We start from the raw sequence: 16,149 nt of genomic DNA on the forward strand, positions 1-16,149 counted from the left end.
TGTGCCGTGTGGGCCGGAAGGAATAAATTCCTCGTGACTCTGCTTGACTCTTCCGGCCCCCTCTGGAATCTATAGGAACATAACAGGAACAATTGTGAGTGGAAGCTGACCGTCATGGCGATGAACGCCGTGGCGCGGGAGACTGTTTTTGCCCTGCGCCGCCAAATCGCGAAGATCGAGGGAACGCTGCCGGAGCGCCTGCAGGCGCCAGCCGCGGCGCCGCTTGATGCCGACGCCAACGCGATTGCCAAGCCCGATCTCACGCCCGGCGCCGATCTCACCATCGTCCGGCGCGGCAAGGCCGCGGCGTTGCCGGATGCCTTTCTGCCCATTGGTGTCGAGCGCCTCGATGCCGCCCTGAGCGGCGGCCTGCCGAAAGCCGCGCTCAGCGAAATCCATGGCCTGGAAACCCGCGATGCCGGGGCCGTCGCCGGCTTCGCCCTGTCGCTCACCAGCCTGATCCTCAAGCAGGCGCAAGGGCTGCCGGTGCTGTGGATCGGCACCACGGAAATCTTCCGCGAGGCGGGCTTTCCCTATGCCGGGGGGCTGCATGCCTCGTTCGGCATCGAGCCCGGGCAATTGCTGTTTTCCGAGGCGCCAAGGCTTCTCGATGCGCTGTGGGTCGCCGAGGAGGCCGCCCGGATGACGGCGCTCGCCGCCGTCATCCTCGAAATCCGCGGCAATCCGCAGCGGCTGGACCTGACCGCGACGCGCCGGCTGCATGCCAGGGCGATAAGTGCCGGCCGGCCGGTGTTCCTGCTGCGGCAGGCGGCCGAACCCGAACCGACGGCGGCGCCTGTCCGCCTCATCGTCTCGCCGGCGCCGGCGGTGCCGCGCGCCACGGTCGCCGGACCGCTCGCCGGCTCGATCGGCCGCCCCGCCTTCACCATCACCATCGGCAAGAGCCGCACGGCCCTGCCTGGACAATTCACACTGGAGTGGAACCCCGATGAACGCGCATTCGACGAAAGAAGGGGCGAAGAAAAACGGACCCAACGGACAGAGAATCCTGTCCCTGTGGTTTCCCTATCTCGCGGCCGAAAGGATCCTGCGGCAGCGCCTGGGGCGGTCCTGGCGTTCCCGGCCGTCGGCGGATCACCCACCGCTCGTGATCAGCCATCGCCAGGGCAACGCGCAACGCATCTCGGCCCTCGACGAGCGGGCTGAGGCGCTGCACCTGAAGCGCGACATGGGGATTGCCGATGCGCGCGCCATGCATCCGTCGATCGACATCGTCGAAGCCGATCCGGAAGCCGATCGCCGCCTGCTCGAAGGCCTGGCCGACTGGTGCGACCGCTATACCCCGCTGGTGGCGCTGGACGGGGCGGACGGCCTGTTTCTCGACGTCACCGGCTGCACCCATCTGTTCGGCGGCGAACGCGTCATGCTGGACGACATCCTGTCGCGCTTCTTCCATCAGGGTTTCGATGTCCGCGCCGGCCTTGCCCTGACACCGGGGGCGGCCTGGGCGGCGGCACGGTTCTGCGGCGACCGCATCATCGCCGGCGGCGAGGAGGAAGCGCTGCTCGCGCCCTTGCCGCTGGCCGCGCTGCGCATAGCGCCGGAAATCCGCGCCAGCCTGGAAAGCGTCGGCCTGCGCACGGCGGGTGCCGTTATGGCCGCCCCGCGCGCGCCGCTCGCCCGCCGCTTCGGCGCCTCCTTGCTTTTGCGGCTCGACCAGGCGCTTGGTCGCCTCGACGAGGCGGTCTCGCCGCGCCTGCCCGTCGCGCCGCTTTCGGTCGAACGGCATCTCGCCGAACCTGTCACCCTGACCGAGGACATCGAACGGCTGGTGGGCCTGCTGGCGACGACCCTGAAGACCGATCTCGAGCGCCGTGGCGAGGGCGCTCGCTCGCTGGCCCTGCTGCTGTTTCGCGTCGACGGCGCCGTCAGCCGCATCGCCTTGGGCACCTCGCGGCCGATGCGCGAACCCATGCTGATCCAGAAACTGTTCCATGAAAGGCTGGCCGCGCTCGAGCAGGACATCGATGCCGGCTATGGCTTCGACCTGGTGCGGCTTTCCGTACTGGCCGCCGCCGCTTTCGACATGCCGCAGACCGATCTGATAGGCGAGACGACCGATGACGGTGCCGACATCGCGCTGTTCGCCGATCGCATCCGCGCCCGGCTGGGCGAGGGCGCGATCCTGCGGCCGGTCGCCGTCGAAAGCCATCTGCCGGAACGCGCCGTCGCCATCATCCCTTTCACCGAGGCGCCGCGCCGGACCACGCCACCAAAGAGACCGGACAGGATGCAGGCGCCGATGACCATTTTCCCGCCGGAGCGGCCGATCCGGCTGTTCCGCGCGCCCGAGCCCATCGAGGTGCCGGCCACCGAAATGCCGGAGGGGCCGCCGCTGCACTTCCGCTGGCGCCGCGCGCTCTACCGGGTGACGCGTGCCGAAGGGCCGGAACGCATCGCCGCCGAATGGTGGCGCGAGGCGCCGAGCGACGCTGCGATATCGACACGCGACTATTTCCGCATCGAGGATGCCGACGGCCGCCGCTACTGGCTCTACCGGCAAGGCCTTTACGGCGGCGTCTCGCGGATCGCGCCGCGCTGGTTCATGCATGGGGTCTTCGCATGAACGCGCTGACCGTCATCCCCTATGCCGAGTTCGGCATCCAGTCGAATTTCTCCTTCCTGCGCGGCGCCTCCAAGCCGGAGGAGCTGGTGGTCGCGGCCAAGCTCCTGGGCTTCTCCGCGATCGGCCTTGCCGACCGCAACACGGTGGCCGGCGTGGTGCGCGCCTGGCAGCAGGCCAAGGTCGAAAAGCTCGCCTATCACCCCGGCTGCCGGCTGGTCTTTGGCGACGGCACGCCCGATATTCTCGCCTATCCCAGGGACCGCGCGGGCTGGGGCCATCTGTGCCGCATGCTGACGCAAGCCAATCTGCGCGACGAGACCGAAAAAGGCGCCACCCTTCTCCAGCGCGGCGATCTGCTCGAATGGGGAGACCGGATATCGCTGGCGGTCCTGCCAGATCTGGCGGCGGGCGGAGAAGACAGCCTCGCTTTGCTCCGCCAGCTCAAGGACCGCTTCGGCAGGGCCCTGCGCCTTGGCGTCTCGCCCTGTTATGCGGGCAATGACCGTTTCCGGATCGAGCAGGCGGCGGCGCTTGCCGAGGCTGCCGGCATCCCGCTGATGGCGACCAATGATGTCCTCTACCACACGGCGGAACGCCGCCCACTGCAGGACGTACTGACCGCGATCCGCCTCAACACGCCGGTGGCCGAAGTCGGGCTGCAACTCACCGCCAATGCCGAGCGTCACCTGAAGCCGCCGCTGGAGATGGCCCGCCTGTTCCGCCGCCATCCGCAGGCGCTGGCCGAGACCTTGCGGTTCGCGGAAGAACTCACCTTCTCGCTCAGCGACCTTCAATACAATTACCCCGACGAGCCGACGGAATCGGGCCTTGGCCCGCAGGCCGAGCTGGAAAGGCTGGCGCGGGAAGGTGCGGCCAGGCGCTTCCCCGGCGGTGTCCCCGCCAGCGTCATAAAACGCATCGAGGAAGAACTCGCTCTCATCGAACGCCTGAACTACGCGCGCTACTTCCTGACCGTCCACGACATCATAAAATTCGCCCGTAGCCAGAACATCCTCTGCCAGGGACGCGGCTCCGCCGCCAATTCCATCATCTGCTTCTGCATCGGCATCACCGAGGTAGGCCCGGACAAGATTGACACACTCTTCGAGCGCTTCATTTCCGAGGAGCGCAACGAGCCGCCCGATATCGACGTCGACTTCGAGCATGAGCGGCGCGAAGAGGTCATGCAGTACATCTATTCGAAATACAGCGCCAAGCGTACCGCTCTCGCCGCCGCCGTCATCAGCTATCGCGGCCGCTCGGCACTGCGCGAAGTCTCCAAGGCGATGGGCCTGTCGGAGGATGTCAGGGCGTCCCTGTCCGGATCGATCTGGGGCTGGTCGACCTCGGAACTCGGCGAGAAGGAAGCCCGGGCCGGGGGGCTCGACCGCAGCGATCCCGTATCGCGGCATGTGATGGAGCGCGCCAACGAGATCATGGGCTTTCCCCGCCATCTCTCCCAGCATGTCGGCGGCTTCGTCATCACCAGGGACCGGCTCGACGAGATCGTCCCCATCATCAAGACGGCGATGGACGAGCGCAAGATGGTCGAATGGGACAAGGACGACCTCGACGCGGTGAAGATCCTCAAGGTCGATATTCTGGCGCTGGGCATGCTGACCTGCCTGCAGCGTGCCTTCACTTTGCTCACGGACCATTATCCGAAGGCGCGGGATGACTATGGCCAACCCTATGTGCTGGCCACCCTGCCGCCGGAAGACAGACGCGTCTATGACATGATCGGCCGCGCCGACACGCTCGGTGTCTTCCAGATCGAATCGCGTGCCCAGATGTCGATGCTGCCAAGGCTCAAGCCAAAGGATTTCTACGATCTCGTCATCGAGGTGGCGATCGTCCGGCCCGGCCCTATCCAGGGCGACATGGTCCATCCCTATCTGCGCCGCCGGCAGGGCAAGGAAGCAGCTGAATATCAAAAGCCAGAATTGGAGGCGATCCTTGGCAGGACGCTGGGCGTACCGTTGTTCCAGGAACAGGCCATGAAGATCGCCATCGTCGCCGGCGGCTTCAAACCGGGCGAAGCCGACGAATTGCGCCGCGCCATGGCCACCTTCAAGCGCACCGGCACCATCGGCAATTACCGCCAGCGCATGATCGAGGGTATGGTCGGCAAGGGCTACACGAAGGAGTTCGCCGAGCGCTGCTTCAGGCAGATCGAGGGTTTTGGCGAATATGGCTTTCCCGAAAGCCATGCCGCTTCCTTCGCCTTGCTCGTCTATGCCTCCTGCTGGTTCAAGACCTTCTATCCCGACGTGTTCTGCGCCGCGATCCTGAATTCGCAGCCGATGGGCTTTTATCAGCCGGCGCAGCTGGTGCGCGACGCGCGCGACCATGGCGTCGATATCCGCGAGGTCGACGTCAATTATTCCGTCTGGGACTGCACCCTGGAAAAAGCACCTTTCGATCCGGCCCGCATCCTGCCGCGCCATGCCGAAATGCGCGGTGTCATCGAGGCGGATCATGCGGTGCGGCTCGGCTTCCGGCAGATCAAGGGACTTTCCCAGGAACGCATGGAGGCTTTCGTCGCGCGGCGCGGTGCAGGCTACGAAACCGTCCGGGACGTCTGGCTGCGCTCCGGCCTCGATGTCGGCGAGATCGAGAGGCTGGCGCAGGCCGATGCCTTCCGCTCGCTCGGCCTCGACCGCCGTGCCGCGCTTTGGCAGGTGCGTGCGCTCGACGGCAAGAGTGCGGCCGAAAAACTGCCGCTGTTCGACCAGCCGGCGCTGCGCCTGCGCGAACTGGAACCCGAGACGAAGCTGCCCAAAATGCCGCTCGGCGAGCATGTCATCCATGATTACCGCTCGCTCGGCCTGTCGCTGAAGGCGCATCCGGTCGCCTTCCTGCGCGAGCGGCTCGACCAGGCCGGCATCACCCCCAACGCCAACCTGCCTTCCGTGCGCGACGGCAGGCGGGTTTCTGTTGCCGGTCTCGTGCTGGTGCGCCAGCGCCCCGGCAAGGGCAATGCGATCTTCCTGACGCTGGAGGACGACAAGGCCGTCGCCAATGTCATTTTCTGGGAGAGAACCTTTACCCGCTTCCGGCCTATCGTCATGGGCGCGCGCTTCGTGAAGGTCAGCGGAAAATTGCAGTCGGAATCCGGTGTCATCCATATCGTCGCGGAAAAGATCGAGGATTTGACACCCTGGCTGACCGTGCTGCTGGAGAAGGTCAGCGCGGCCGGCCCGCCTGCCACACGACACGCCTCCGGGAAAGGTCCGGATCGCTCCAGCCAACCCGCACTACGGAACGCGCCGATCGGCCAGGACCTGGCAACGCTGTCGGAAGAAGCGGAAAGGGTCATACCCAAGGGGCGCAATTTTCAGTAGCCTTACCTTCGTCATCCACGGGCGGAGCAGGAGCGAAGCGACGTCGCGGAGACCCGAGGATTCATGCCGTGACGTCTGGTAAAGAATGCCACGGTCCAGCATGGCTTCCCGAGAGGAAAGGCACCCGGCTTTGGCCCGCTTTCACATGTCACCTGTGTCGCGGCATGGATTCCAGGGTCTTCGCCACGCGCTTCGCGGCTGCTCCGCCCTGGAATGACGACGAAAAGGAGTGCTTCCGCGCCGTTCAGCTCGGTCCGCTCAGCCGTGGCGGCGTCACGGGCAAAACGTCTTCCGCCGACAATGTCCGCGCTTCCGAGGGCAGCATGATCGGGATGCCGTCGCGCACCGGATAGGCGAGCTTGGCGACCCGCGAGACCAGTTCACCCCGCTCCGGATCCCAGGCCAGCGGCCCTTTGGTCAGCGGGCATGCCAAAAGCTCCAGCAGCTTCGGGTCGACACTGACCTTCCTTCCGTCACGTCCATCCGCCGCCATCACGGCCTCCCCTCAACCAACTGCCGACCTGAGATGTATTGAAATTCGGGTGATGCCGGCCTGCAAATGGTCACCTGAATATCGGCACATCTCATTGCAGGCTCGAGCCAAAATCCTCATTCTCGCGCGCCAGCGCCATTTCGGTGATGGCGATCAGCGTCTCGGCCCTTGTCTTCAGGTCAGCGGCCTCGAGCAGCGCCTGTTTCTCGGCCGGCCCGTAAGGCGCCATCATCGACAGCGCATTGACCAGCATGGCGTTTTCGGCGCGGCTGACGCTTTCCCAGTCGGCCTCAAGATCATTGGCTTGCAGATAGGCGCGAAACGCTTTGAGCAGCGCCGGCCGATCGATCTCGTTCGCCGCCTGGTCGTCACCGAGATCGGCCAGGAATGGCGCCGGCTTGACCTGGCGAAACGGCGTCTTGACCGTCAGCTCCTGGCCGATGCGGAACCGGCACACGCCCTGCAGCGAGATCAGGTAGCGGCCATCACCGGTCTCGGAAAAGGCGATGATGCGCCCGGCGCAGCCGACATTGCACAGCTCCGGCTCGCCATCCTCGCGCAGCGCGCCGTCGAGACTGGGCTGGATGATGCCGATGAGCCGCGAGCCGGCCACCGCCTCATCCACCATCTGCAGGTAGCGCGGCTCGAAGATGTTGAGCGGCATGCGGCCGCCGGGCAGCAAAAGCGCTCCCTCGAGCGGAAAGATCGGGATCGCTGACGGCAGATCCTTGGCGAGCCGGTAATGCGCGTTTCCCGCTTGCACCTCATTCCTCCGATCGCTTCACCCAATGCATGTCGCCCAAAAGTGACCTCGGTCTTGGGAGAACGACATGCATAAAAACAAAGACATAGTGCGCGTCCACGCCCGATCCGCCTTTGCCTGCCAGGGCCACCGGCCCGCCGAAGCCAGTTTTCTAATCTGGCGCAGTCGGCGCCGCCCGCAAGCCCGTGCGACGAAACGGCCTCGGGCTCAGGAAAACAGCAGCGACGACAATTTGCGCCGGGCGGCCAGCGTCGCCTCGTCGGTCATGCCCCAGGCTTCGAAGAAACGCAGCAATTGCGCCTTGGCGCCGTCCTCGTTCCACGTGCGGTCGGCCTTGATGATGGCAAGGAGATTGTCCGCCGCCGCCGTGCGCTCGCCCCGGGCGTTCTGGATCATGGCCAGGTCGAAGCGCGCCTGATGGTCGTTGGGATTGTCGGCCAGCCGGCGCTCGAACTCGGCCGGGTTGCCCAATTCCGCCGCCTGTGCGGCGAGCGCCATCTTGGCGCGCAGCGCGGCAAGCGCCGGCGCGTCCTTCTTGGCCTCGGGTGCGGTTGCCAGCAGCGCCTCGGCGCCTTCAACGTCACCGGCCCCGAACAGGATCTCGCCCAGTCCGGCGATCGCCTCGATGGTCTCGGGCGCCTGCGCCAGGATGGCGTCATAGATGTCGGCGGCGGCCTGCATATCGCCGGCGTCGCGCGCCTCGGTGGCCGCGGCAATCGCCTCGGCCACGGCCGGCGCGCCATTGCCCTTGCCGCCGACCTTGTCGATGAACTGGACGATCTGGCTTTCGGGGATGGCGCCCATGAAGCCGTCGACTGGCTGGCCGTCCTTGAAGGCGATGACCGCCGGAATCGACTGGATGCCGAGCTGGCCGGCGATCGAGGGGTGATCGTCGATGTTCATCTTGACCAGCTTGACCTTGCCGCCGGCCGCCTTGACCGCCTTTTCCAGCTGCGGGGTCAGCTGCTTGCAGGGCCCGCACCACGGCGCCCAGAAATCGACCAGCACCGGCTGGCGGCGCGATTCCTGGATGACGTCGGCCGCGAAGGCCGCGGTCGTTGTGTCCTTGATAATCTCGCCGGTTACAGGGGCGGCCGCCGCCTCCCCAAACGCGGCGTTTGCGCGCGCGGGTTCGGTTCCGCCATACTGCACCGTGGTGGCATACTGGCCGCCATTGCTGCCGAATGACCCGCCAAACCGATTGTTGTCGCTCATCTCGTCACCCTTTCGGTCGCGCCGCCGAACAGCGGGCCGGCGCAATGTCTTCAATTGGAAGTCGGTTTCGCCATCCATGTGGCGATCATGCCGAGACTTTCAAGATAGCAGCATCATGCCCGGTTGCCTCGACGAATCTGATGAGATCCGCCGCCGCGATCGATGTCGTCGCCTCATTGGTGAGCGGATGCGCGTTGATGACGGCATGTTCCATCAAATCCTTGTCGAGCACCAGCTTCACCCTGTTTGCCGTATCGTTGACGACGCCGAAGACGGTGACCGCGCCCGGCGTGACGCCGAGCAGTTCCATCAGCATCTCCGGCTTGCCGAAGGAAACACGGCTGACGGCGCCTATCAATTGATGGATCTGCTTGAGATCGACGACGGCGTCCTCGCCGACGGTGACGAGGAAGAAATTGTCCTTTTTGTCCTTCAGGAACAGGTTTTTCGTGTGGCCGCCGGTAATCTCGCCGCGCAGCGCCTGCGAATCGGCGACGGTATGGAGCGGCGGATGGCGTTTTGTCGAAACGGCGATGCCGAGTTCGGCGAGAAAGGCAAGAAGCTCGGCTTCGGTCTTCGGCATTGGGTTTCTTCTTCGGCTGGTTTCCAGCCATGCCGTTTACGGCCAATGAGGCGCCCGACACAAGACCACCGCGCGCCAGGGCGCACAAATCCACCCTTTGCCGGCAAGTCTTGCCGGCATCGTCACGGCGCGTCAAAAAAGGCTGCGATTTCCCTGTTGCAATCGCCGCGCTCTTCAGCCATATAGGCCCGGCTTGCGGCCAAGGGCCGTGTGAGCGGGTGTAGCTCAGGGGTAGAGCACAACCTTGCCAAGGTTGGGGTCGAGCGTTCGAATCGCTTCACCCGCTCCAGTTTCCTCCCAGGGAATCAAGCATCGAAAAGCCGCGGCTCGCCGCGGCTTTTTCGCTTTCTGGGCGGCGCTTCAGGGTGATTCCAGCTCTGTCGGTCACATAAGATTACAGCTCGGAACGCTCGCGGCTCCGGCTCGTTAGCCCTGCATCCCGTCCAATCCATGGAGACAATGATGCAGAACATCTCCGGCAAGCGCGTCGCTATCCTTGCGACCAATGGTTTCGAACAGTCCGAATTGGAAGTGCCGCTGAAGAAGTTGCGCGAAGCGGGCGCGGAGGTCGATGTCGTGTCGCTCGAAAGCGGCAACATCAAAGGCTGGAACCACAAGGACTGGGGCCGCGATGTTCCCGTCGACAAGACCCTCGATCAGGCGCTCGCGGATGATTACGACGCAATCGTCCTGCCCGGCGGAGTGATCAATCCCGACCTCCTGCGGGTCGAGACGAAGGCGCTGGAGTTTATCAAGGCGTTCTGGTCGGCCAAGAGGGTCGTCGGCGCCATCTGCCACGCGCCTTGGCTGCTGGCGGAAACCGGTATCGCCAGGGGACGCCGGCTTACGTCCTATAAATCCATCAAGACCGACGTCATCAATGCGGGCGGCCTTTGGGAAGACAGTGAAGTCGTCGCCGATCAGGGCCTTGTCACAAGTCGCAACCCCGGCGATCTCGACGCTTTCTGCGACAAGCTCGCCGAGGAGATCAGGGAGGGCCTGCACGAGGAGAGAGCCGCGGCGTAGGTTGATGCACCTCGCCCAAAATGTGACCTCGGCAACGACATACGACAGGGCTCAAGCTCGTCGCGCGAATCGGTTTTGGGGCCGGCGCGCTCGAGGCGGGTGGCTTGGGGTGGCGGAGCTGCCGGGATGGCGCCATGCTCCGCGAGTTGCAAGGCCACGGGCCGGACTTCAGTGCTTGGCGTCCGCAGTGCGGCTGGTGGCATCCGCACCGGCCTGCTTTCGCCCTGCCGTCAACTTGCCTGATTCGAACTCTTCGACTGCCTTGTCCCAGCAAGCTTTCTCACGATCGGGCATCAGTCCTTCGCGTTCCCAGAGTTCGCGGGCCCGCTTCCCGATATGCGCTATGCGTTCTTCCTGGCTGATCACCATAGCTGCGTTCCTTCCGGATTTTAAAAGGAGGCAACAGGACAGTGCGGGAAATGTTCCACCACGGGTCGACTGGAAATGCCCGAGCCAGGCAATTCCAGGGAAAGTTTGAAGCGGTTTCCGTCCGGAATAGCGTCGAAACAAAGAGTTAGGGTCGCGACCCCCGCAGATGATCAACCGCCCCTTATTCCGTCCGCCTTGCGCAGCGACGCCTGGTGGACCAGCGATGTCCAGCTGTTGGTCGAAGCGAGATGGCAATAGACCAGGACGAGCGCGCCTGATTTTCTCAGGTCGAGAAAGGCCTCGTCGCTCAATTTGTTGAATGCCTCCTCGTCGATCACCTGGAAATCGGTGAGGTTGAGCACTTCACCGCCTTCCAGCATCACCTTGCTCTGGCGCGGCGCGAACAGGCCGAGGGCGTCGATTTTCTCGACCATCTCGCGGGTGGCTCTGAAGTCGATCTGGAACTGATTGCAGAAGGCGAGCGCCTGCTTGGTTGCCTCGGCCGGCTCTGCGCCGTTGAAGAATGGCGCGATCTTGTCTTCGCGCGGTGGTGCGACGGACTGGTCGACGACACGCTCGCTTGCCCGGTCGACACACAGCGCCAGCCGGCCTGCCGTGGTCGGGTCCTCGGCAAGGATGAAAGGATAGCGGCGCACATAGGCGGGGACATAGTGCGGTGCCGTCCACCGGCCGTCGGCGTCGACGAACAGGTTCTCGCCCTGACGCACGCCGGTGATGATCACCGGCGCCTTGCCGGTGCCGATGAAGACGATCGGATAGGAGCGCATCGCCGCCGGCATTTCCGACGCCACCACCGGAAGGGCGTGCGCGGAGCGCGCGAAGGAAAAGTCGCTGCGCGCCGTGAGGCCGAGAAAACCGTGCCGCGCCGGGTTGAGCGCCTCGGGCCTCGAATAAAACAGCGGCATTGAAGCATCCGCCGGCGCCGCTGCCGTTCTCGCACCGCTGTCAGCCATCGTTCGGTTCCTCTTCCGCCGCGACCCGGTTGCGTCGGCCCGCTTATACGCGATCCCGCCGGGATCTGTTTTTCTGCGCCGATCTTCGGTCGGCAAGAGATCGTGCGCAGGATTGAAGTAAAGGCTCTACCGCGTTCCTCGCCACGACAAAAGCAGGCATGGCCGGATAATGCGGATTTACGCCGGGGTTTGCACCGCGTTGTGCGGCAAGCCCGCCTTGCGGCTATGGACAGCTTGCGGCGAAGCGGCGACATTGCCGCAATTCCGGAAACCAGGGAACCGGAAGCTGAACGCTCCAGGCAAGTCGAGGCGCATGGCATGACGAAATCGGATTTCGAACAAGCGGTCGGCACGGCCTTCACCACCACGATCGGCGAGCGGCCGATTGCCCTGGAATTGACCGATGTCCGCGCCATCCCCGCCAGCCCGCGCCCCGGCGGCGGGTTCTCCCTGCTGTTTCGGGGGCCGCGCGACGTGGCGCTGCCGCAGGCGACCTATAGTCTTGCCGGCAAGGGCGGAGCCCATGACATCTTCATCGTGCCGGTCGCGGCCGATGCGGCGGGGCGGCTTTACGAAGCGGTTTTCAACTAGTCTTGTAGTCTTGCGAGGCTGGTGCCGGTCCCCTACCGGACCTGCGGTCCGACCTCGCCACAAGGGCGAGATGGGAGCCAGGCCCTCCAGAATACCTCCTCTTGCGGCGACGCGCTTCCAACCATTCGCCAAATTGCGCACCGCCGCGCAACATCGACAAGAAATTTCGCGGACATATCTTCATCTTGTGGGCGGGAGGCTGGATCGGCCGGCGCGGCCGGCCCGATGCGCCGGCGAATTCGCACTGGTCCAGGCGCGCGGATGTGCAAATATCGGCGCCAGGCAACATTGGAGGACAAAGGTCATGGCCGATGCTGGAATGTTGCGGTTTCACGTTCCGGAGCCTGAAGTGCGGCCGGGCGGAACGCCTGACTTTTCCAACGTGCCCATCCCCAAGGCCGGCTCGGTGCCGCGCCCGGAAATCGGTGTCGATCCGCGCACCATCCGCGACATGGCCTTCTCGATCAACCGGGTGCTGAACCGCAACGGCGAAGCCGTCGGGCCATGGGCCGGGCTGCTCACCGACGAAGAACTGCTGACCGGCCTGCGCCACATGATGACGCTGAGGACCTTCGATGCCCGCATGCAGATGGCGCAGCGCCAGGGCAAGACCTCCTTTTACATGCAGCATCTCGGTGAGGAGGCGGTGAGCTGCGCCTTCCGCAAGGCGCTCGCGCCGGGCGACATGAATTTTCCGACCTACCGGCAGGCCGGCCTGCTCATCGCCGACGGCTATCCGATGGTCACGATGATGAACCAGATCTACTCCAACGAGGCCGACCCGCTGAAGGGGCGGCAGCTGCCGATCATGTATTCGTCGAAGGAACACGGCTTCTTCTCGATTTCGGGCAATCTGGCGACGCAGTATATCCAGGCGGTCGGCTGGGCGATGGCCTCGGCCATATCGAATGATTCCAGGATCGCCGCCGCCTGGATCGGCGACGGCTCGACGGCGGAATCGGATTTCCATTCGGCCCTGGTCTTCGCCTCCACCTACAAGGCGCCGGTGATCCTCAACGTCGTCAATAACCAATGGGCGATCTCGACCTTCCAGGGCATTGCGCGTGGCGGCTCCGGCACCTTCGCCGCGCGAGGCCTCGGTTTCGGCATCCCGTCGCTGCGCGTCGATGGCAACGACTATCTCGCCGTGCATGCGGTGGCCAAATGGGCGGCCGAGCGCGCGCGCAGCAATCTCGGGCCGACGCTGGTCGAATATGTCACCTACCGCGCCGGTGCCCATTCCAGCTCGGACGATCCGTCCGCCTACCGGCCAAAGACCGAATCCGACGCCTGGCCGCTCGGCGACCCCATAGTGCGGCTGAAGAACCATCTCATCCAGCTTGGTGTCTGGTCGGATGAGCGGCATGCGCAGGCCGAAGCCGAAATCCTCGATACGGTGATCGCGGCGCAGAAGGAAGCCGAGAGCCATGGCACGCTGCATGCCGGCGGCAAGCCATCGACGCGCGACATGTTCGAAGGCCTCTATGCCGAGATGCCGCCGCATCTCCGGCGCCAGCGCCAGCAGGCGGGAGTCTGAGCCATGCCGAGACGGACCATGATCGAGGCGATCCGCGACGCCATGGATGTGTCGATGGGACGCGATGAGCGCGTCGTCGTGTTCGGCGAGGATGTCGGCTTCTTCGGCGGCGTCTTCCGCTGCACGCAGGGCCTGCAGGCCAAATACGGCAAGAGCCGCTGCTTCGACGCGCCGATCAACGAATCCGGCATTGTCGGCTCGGCCATCGGCATGGCCGCGTACGGTTTGAAACCTTGCGTGGAAATTCAGTTCGCCGACTATATGTATCCGGCCTACGACCAGCTGACCCAGGAAGCATCGCGGCTTCGCTACCGCTCCAACGGCGATTTCACCTGCCCGATCGTGGTGCGCATGCCGACCGGCGGCGGCATCTTCGGCGGCCAGACGCACAGCCAGAGCCCGGAAGCGCTGTTCACCCATGTGTCGGGCCTGAAAACGGTGGTGCCGTCCAACCCGCATGACGCCAAGGGGCTTTTGATCGCGGCGATAGAGGATCCCGATCCGGTGATCTTCCTCGAACCGAAACGGCTCTACAACGGCCCCTTCGACGGCCATCACGACCGGCCAGTGACGCCATGGTCGAAGCATGAGCTCGGCGAGGTCGCCGACGGCCACTACACCGTGCCGCTTGGCAAGGCGGCGATCCGCCGGGCGGGGTCCGCCGTCACCGTGCTCGCCTACGGCACCATGGTCTATATCGCACAGGCCGCTGCCGAGGAGACCGGCATCGATGCCGAGATCATCGATCTCAGGACCCTTCTGCCGCTCGACCTCGACACGATCGTGGCCTCGGTGAAGAAGACCGGGCGCTGCGTCGTCGTGCATGAGGCGACGCTGACCTCCGGCTTTGGCGCGGAGCTTTCGGCACTGGTTCAGGAAAACTGTTTCTACCATCTCGAGGCGCCGGTGGCGCGTGTCGCCGGCTGGGACACGCCCTATCCGCATGCGCAGGAATGGGACTATTTTCCGGGACCGGCCCGCGTCGGCCGCGCCCTCATCGAAACAATAGAAGCGTAGAGCGGGGGAGGCCTGAGATGGGCGAACACATCATCAAGCTGCCCGATGTCGGCGAGGGCGTGGCCGAGGCCGAGCTCGTCGAATGGCACGTCAAGGTTGGCGACATCGTGCGCGAGGACACGGTGCTCGCCGCCGTCATGACCGACAAGGCGACGGTCGAGATTCCGTCGCCCGTCGATGGCGAGATCCTGTGGCTGGGCGCCGAGATCGGCGACACCGTGGCCATTGGCTCGCCCATCGTGCGGCTGAAGGTGGCGGGCGAGGGGAATGTGAAAGCGGAAGGCGCGAAATCGCCGGAGGTTACGGCGACACCTACCCCCACCCCTAACCCCTCCCCACAAGGGGGAGGGGAACGCGTTTCGGCTCCCAAGGTCGAAGCAAAGCGCGCGCCACCGTCATCCGCGAATCCAAGAAACGATGACGTTGGAGCGGCTGTGACCGAATCCCCCTCCCCCTTGTGGGGAGGGGTTAGGGGTGGGGGTACTGCGACGGTGGGCGCGCCGCGCCCGGAGGGCGAAAAGCCGTTGGCGTCGCCAGCCGTCCGGCTGCGCGCGAAAGAGGCCGGCATCGATCTCAGGCAGGTTGTGGGAAGCGGCCCGGCCGGACGCATCGGCCATGAGGATATCGAGGCGTTCCTGGCACGCGGGCCGCAAATGGCCAAGGCATCGGGCCTTGCCCGCAACGATGCTGTCGAGGACATCAAGGTGGTTGGGCTTCGGCGAAAGATCGCCGAGAAGATGACGCTGTCCAAATCGCGCATCCCGCACATCACCTATGTCGAGGAGATCGACGTCACCGCGCTGGAAGAGCTGCGCGCCGCGCTCAACAAGGAAAAACGCCCTGCCAAGGCGGGCGCGGAAAGGCCGAAACTGACGCTGCTCCCCTTCCTGATGCGGGCGATGGTCAGGGCGATAGCGGATCAGCCCCAGCTCAATTCGCTGTTCGACGACGAGGCCGGTGTCATCCATCAGCATGGTGGCATTCATATCGGCATCGCCGCGCAGACGCCGTCCGGACTGGTGGTGCCGGTGGTCAAGCATGCCGAGGCGCGCGACATCTGGGAGTGCGGCGCCGAGGTCGCCAGGCTGGCCGAGGCGGCCAAGTCCGGCACGGCGACACGCGACGAGCTGTCCGGCTCGACCATCACCATCACCTCACTCGGCGCCATGGGCGGTGTCGCGACGACGCCCGTCATCAATCACCCCGAGGTGGCGATCATCGGCGTCAACAAGATGATGGTGCGGCCGGTATGGGACGGCACGCAGTTCATCCCACGCAAGATGATGAACCTGTCGTCCAGCTTCGACCATCGCGTCATCGACGGCTGGGACGCGGCCGTCTTCATCCAGCGTATCAAGACGCTGCTGGAAACGCCGGCGCTGATCTTCGTGGATTAGGTTTATGGATACGGACGCTGTCCCCTTACCTTCGTCATCCTCGGGCTTGACCCGAGGATCCATGCCGCGACCTCGGCCGAGGCGCGCAGCACAACAGAATTCTGGACCGTTGCAACGCCTTGACGTAACGGCATGGATCCCGGGGTCTGCGCGCGTCGCTACGCTCCTTGCTCCGCCCCAGGATGACGAAAGTACGAACGCCTCCGCCAATCTCCAACATAGGCGCTGCGCTCCCAAGGCACCGCGACCGATC

Annotated in this window: 14 protein-coding genes and 1 tRNA gene; 9 read left to right on the top strand and 6 right to left on the bottom strand. The window is 64.8% G+C overall.

The window, feature by feature from the left end; translation table 11 throughout:
- The first annotated feature begins 114 nt into the window (after window positions 1-114).
- The 3 genes from FJ930_RS30480 to FJ930_RS14350 are packed head-to-tail and all read left to right on the top strand — an operon-like array spanning window position 115 to window position 5,931.
- Window positions 115-1,167, top strand: coding sequence for a hypothetical protein (locus FJ930_RS30480; protein ID WP_141838472.1), 1,053 nt, complete (start codon window positions 115-117; stop codon window positions 1,165-1,167).
- Window positions 1,109-2,587 (top strand): DNA polymerase Y family protein, encoded by a 1,479-nt coding sequence (locus FJ930_RS14345; RefSeq protein ID WP_246676917.1) that lies wholly within the window; start codon window positions 1,109-1,111, stop codon window positions 2,585-2,587. Before FJ930_RS30480 ends, FJ930_RS14345 begins: the two co-directional genes overlap by 59 nt.
- Window positions 2,584-5,931: an error-prone DNA polymerase gene (locus tag FJ930_RS14350; RefSeq protein WP_141838474.1), complete on the top strand. Its 3,348-nt coding sequence runs from the start codon at window positions 2,584-2,586 to the stop codon at window positions 5,929-5,931. Before FJ930_RS14345 ends, FJ930_RS14350 begins: the two co-directional genes overlap by 4 nt.
- Window positions 5,932-6,175: 244 nt before the next feature.
- On the opposite strand, the gene FJ930_RS14355 is transcribed toward FJ930_RS14350, so the two are convergent.
- The 4 genes from FJ930_RS14355 to FJ930_RS14370 form a co-directional block, all read right to left on the bottom strand.
- Complete coding sequence (locus FJ930_RS14355) at window positions 6,176-6,424, bottom strand: Trm112 family protein (protein ID WP_140610253.1); 249 nt, start codon at window positions 6,422-6,424, stop codon at window positions 6,176-6,178.
- Between the two features lie 91 nt (window positions 6,425-6,515).
- The gene (locus FJ930_RS14360) at window positions 6,516-7,187 is read right to left on the bottom strand and encodes an LON peptidase substrate-binding domain-containing protein (protein WP_140740407.1); all 672 of its coding nucleotides are present in this window, start codon (window positions 7,185-7,187) and stop codon (window positions 6,516-6,518) included.
- 207 nt (window positions 7,188-7,394) lie between these two features.
- Window positions 7,395-8,402 (bottom strand): thioredoxin, encoded by a 1,008-nt coding sequence (gene trxA, locus FJ930_RS14365; RefSeq protein ID WP_140740803.1) that lies wholly within the window; start codon window positions 8,400-8,402, stop codon window positions 7,395-7,397.
- Window positions 8,403-8,487: 85 nt separating this feature from the next.
- On the bottom strand, window positions 8,488-8,985 hold the full coding sequence (locus FJ930_RS14370; RefSeq protein ID WP_141838476.1) for a prolyl-tRNA synthetase associated domain-containing protein: 498 nt from the start codon (window positions 8,983-8,985) through the stop codon (window positions 8,488-8,490).
- 214 nt (window positions 8,986-9,199) lie between these two features.
- On the opposite strand from FJ930_RS14370, the gene FJ930_RS14375 reads away from it, so the two are divergent.
- Window positions 9,200-9,274: transfer RNA gene (locus tag FJ930_RS14375), tRNA-Gly, on the top strand.
- Window positions 9,275-9,447: 173 nt separating this feature from the next.
- On the top strand, window positions 9,448-10,011 hold the full coding sequence (locus tag FJ930_RS14380; protein ID WP_141838587.1) for a type 1 glutamine amidotransferase domain-containing protein: 564 nt from the start codon (window positions 9,448-9,450) through the stop codon (window positions 10,009-10,011).
- Between the two features lie 168 nt (window positions 10,012-10,179).
- Here the strand turns inward: FJ930_RS14380 and FJ930_RS14385 are convergent, their stop codons facing one another.
- Both FJ930_RS14385 and FJ930_RS14390 read right to left on the bottom strand, forming a co-directional pair.
- Window positions 10,180-10,380, bottom strand: a complete 201-nt coding sequence (locus FJ930_RS14385) for a DUF2934 domain-containing protein (protein ID WP_141838478.1) — start codon at window positions 10,378-10,380, stop codon at window positions 10,180-10,182.
- 170 nt (window positions 10,381-10,550) lie between these two features.
- Window positions 10,551-11,354, bottom strand: coding sequence for a SapC family protein (locus FJ930_RS14390; protein ID WP_141838480.1), 804 nt, complete (start codon window positions 11,352-11,354; stop codon window positions 10,551-10,553).
- Window positions 11,355-11,672: 318 nt separating this feature from the next.
- Here FJ930_RS14390 and FJ930_RS14395 point away from each other — a divergent pair, with 318 nt between their 5' ends.
- From FJ930_RS14395 to FJ930_RS14410, 4 genes are all read left to right on the top strand, one after another.
- Window positions 11,673-11,945, top strand: coding sequence for a hypothetical protein (locus FJ930_RS14395; RefSeq protein WP_140740436.1), 273 nt, complete (start codon window positions 11,673-11,675; stop codon window positions 11,943-11,945).
- Between the two features lie 304 nt (window positions 11,946-12,249).
- Window positions 12,250-13,482 carry a 3-methyl-2-oxobutanoate dehydrogenase (2-methylpropanoyl-transferring) subunit alpha gene (locus FJ930_RS14400; RefSeq protein ID WP_141838482.1) on the top strand — a complete coding sequence of 411 codons (1,233 nt, stop codon included), beginning with the start codon at window positions 12,250-12,252 and terminating at the stop codon, window positions 13,480-13,482.
- A gap of 3 nt (window positions 13,483-13,485) precedes the next feature.
- On the top strand, window positions 13,486-14,499 hold the full coding sequence (locus FJ930_RS14405; RefSeq protein WP_141838484.1) for an alpha-ketoacid dehydrogenase subunit beta: 1,014 nt from the start codon (window positions 13,486-13,488) through the stop codon (window positions 14,497-14,499).
- Window positions 14,500-14,516: 17 nt separating this feature from the next.
- The gene (locus FJ930_RS14410) at window positions 14,517-15,896 is read left to right on the top strand and encodes a dihydrolipoamide acetyltransferase family protein (RefSeq protein WP_141838486.1); all 1,380 of its coding nucleotides are present in this window, start codon (window positions 14,517-14,519) and stop codon (window positions 15,894-15,896) included.
- Window positions 15,897-16,149: the final 253 nt, after the last annotated feature.

The sequence above is a fragment of the Mesorhizobium sp. B2-4-15 genome, from assembly GCF_006658505.1.
GTDB lineage: Bacteria > Pseudomonadota > Alphaproteobacteria > Rhizobiales > Rhizobiaceae > Mesorhizobium.

What these genes read in the sequence shown, in the direction of transcription:
- trxA (WP_140740803.1), bottom strand. Translation starts at nt 8,402, where the DNA reads ATGAGCGACAACAATCGGTTTGGCGGGTCATTCGGCAGCAATGGCGGC.
- FJ930_RS30480 (WP_141838472.1), top strand. Translation starts at nt 115, where the DNA reads ATGGCGATGAACGCCGTGGCGCGGGAGACTGTTTTTGCCCTGCGCCGC.
- FJ930_RS14350 (WP_141838474.1), top strand. Translation starts at nt 2,584, where the DNA reads ATGAACGCGCTGACCGTCATCCCCTATGCCGAGTTCGGCATCCAGTCG.
- FJ930_RS14400 (WP_141838482.1), top strand. Translation starts at nt 12,250, where the DNA reads ATGGCCGATGCTGGAATGTTGCGGTTTCACGTTCCGGAGCCTGAAGTG.
- FJ930_RS14380 (WP_141838587.1), top strand. Translation starts at nt 9,448, where the DNA reads ATGCAGAACATCTCCGGCAAGCGCGTCGCTATCCTTGCGACCAATGGT.
- FJ930_RS14385 (WP_141838478.1), bottom strand. Translation starts at nt 10,380, where the DNA reads ATGGTGATCAGCCAGGAAGAACGCATAGCGCATATCGGGAAGCGGGCC.
- FJ930_RS14395 (WP_140740436.1), top strand. Translation starts at nt 11,673, where the DNA reads ATGACGAAATCGGATTTCGAACAAGCGGTCGGCACGGCCTTCACCACC.
- FJ930_RS14410 (WP_141838486.1), top strand. Translation starts at nt 14,517, where the DNA reads ATGGGCGAACACATCATCAAGCTGCCCGATGTCGGCGAGGGCGTGGCC.
- FJ930_RS14405 (WP_141838484.1), top strand. Translation starts at nt 13,486, where the DNA reads ATGCCGAGACGGACCATGATCGAGGCGATCCGCGACGCCATGGATGTG.
- FJ930_RS14390 (WP_141838480.1), bottom strand. Translation starts at nt 11,354, where the DNA reads ATGGCTGACAGCGGTGCGAGAACGGCAGCGGCGCCGGCGGATGCTTCA.
- FJ930_RS14370 (WP_141838476.1), bottom strand. Translation starts at nt 8,985, where the DNA reads ATGCCGAAGACCGAAGCCGAGCTTCTTGCCTTTCTCGCCGAACTCGGC.
- FJ930_RS14355 (WP_140610253.1), bottom strand. Translation starts at nt 6,424, where the DNA reads ATGGCGGCGGATGGACGTGACGGAAGGAAGGTCAGTGTCGACCCGAAG.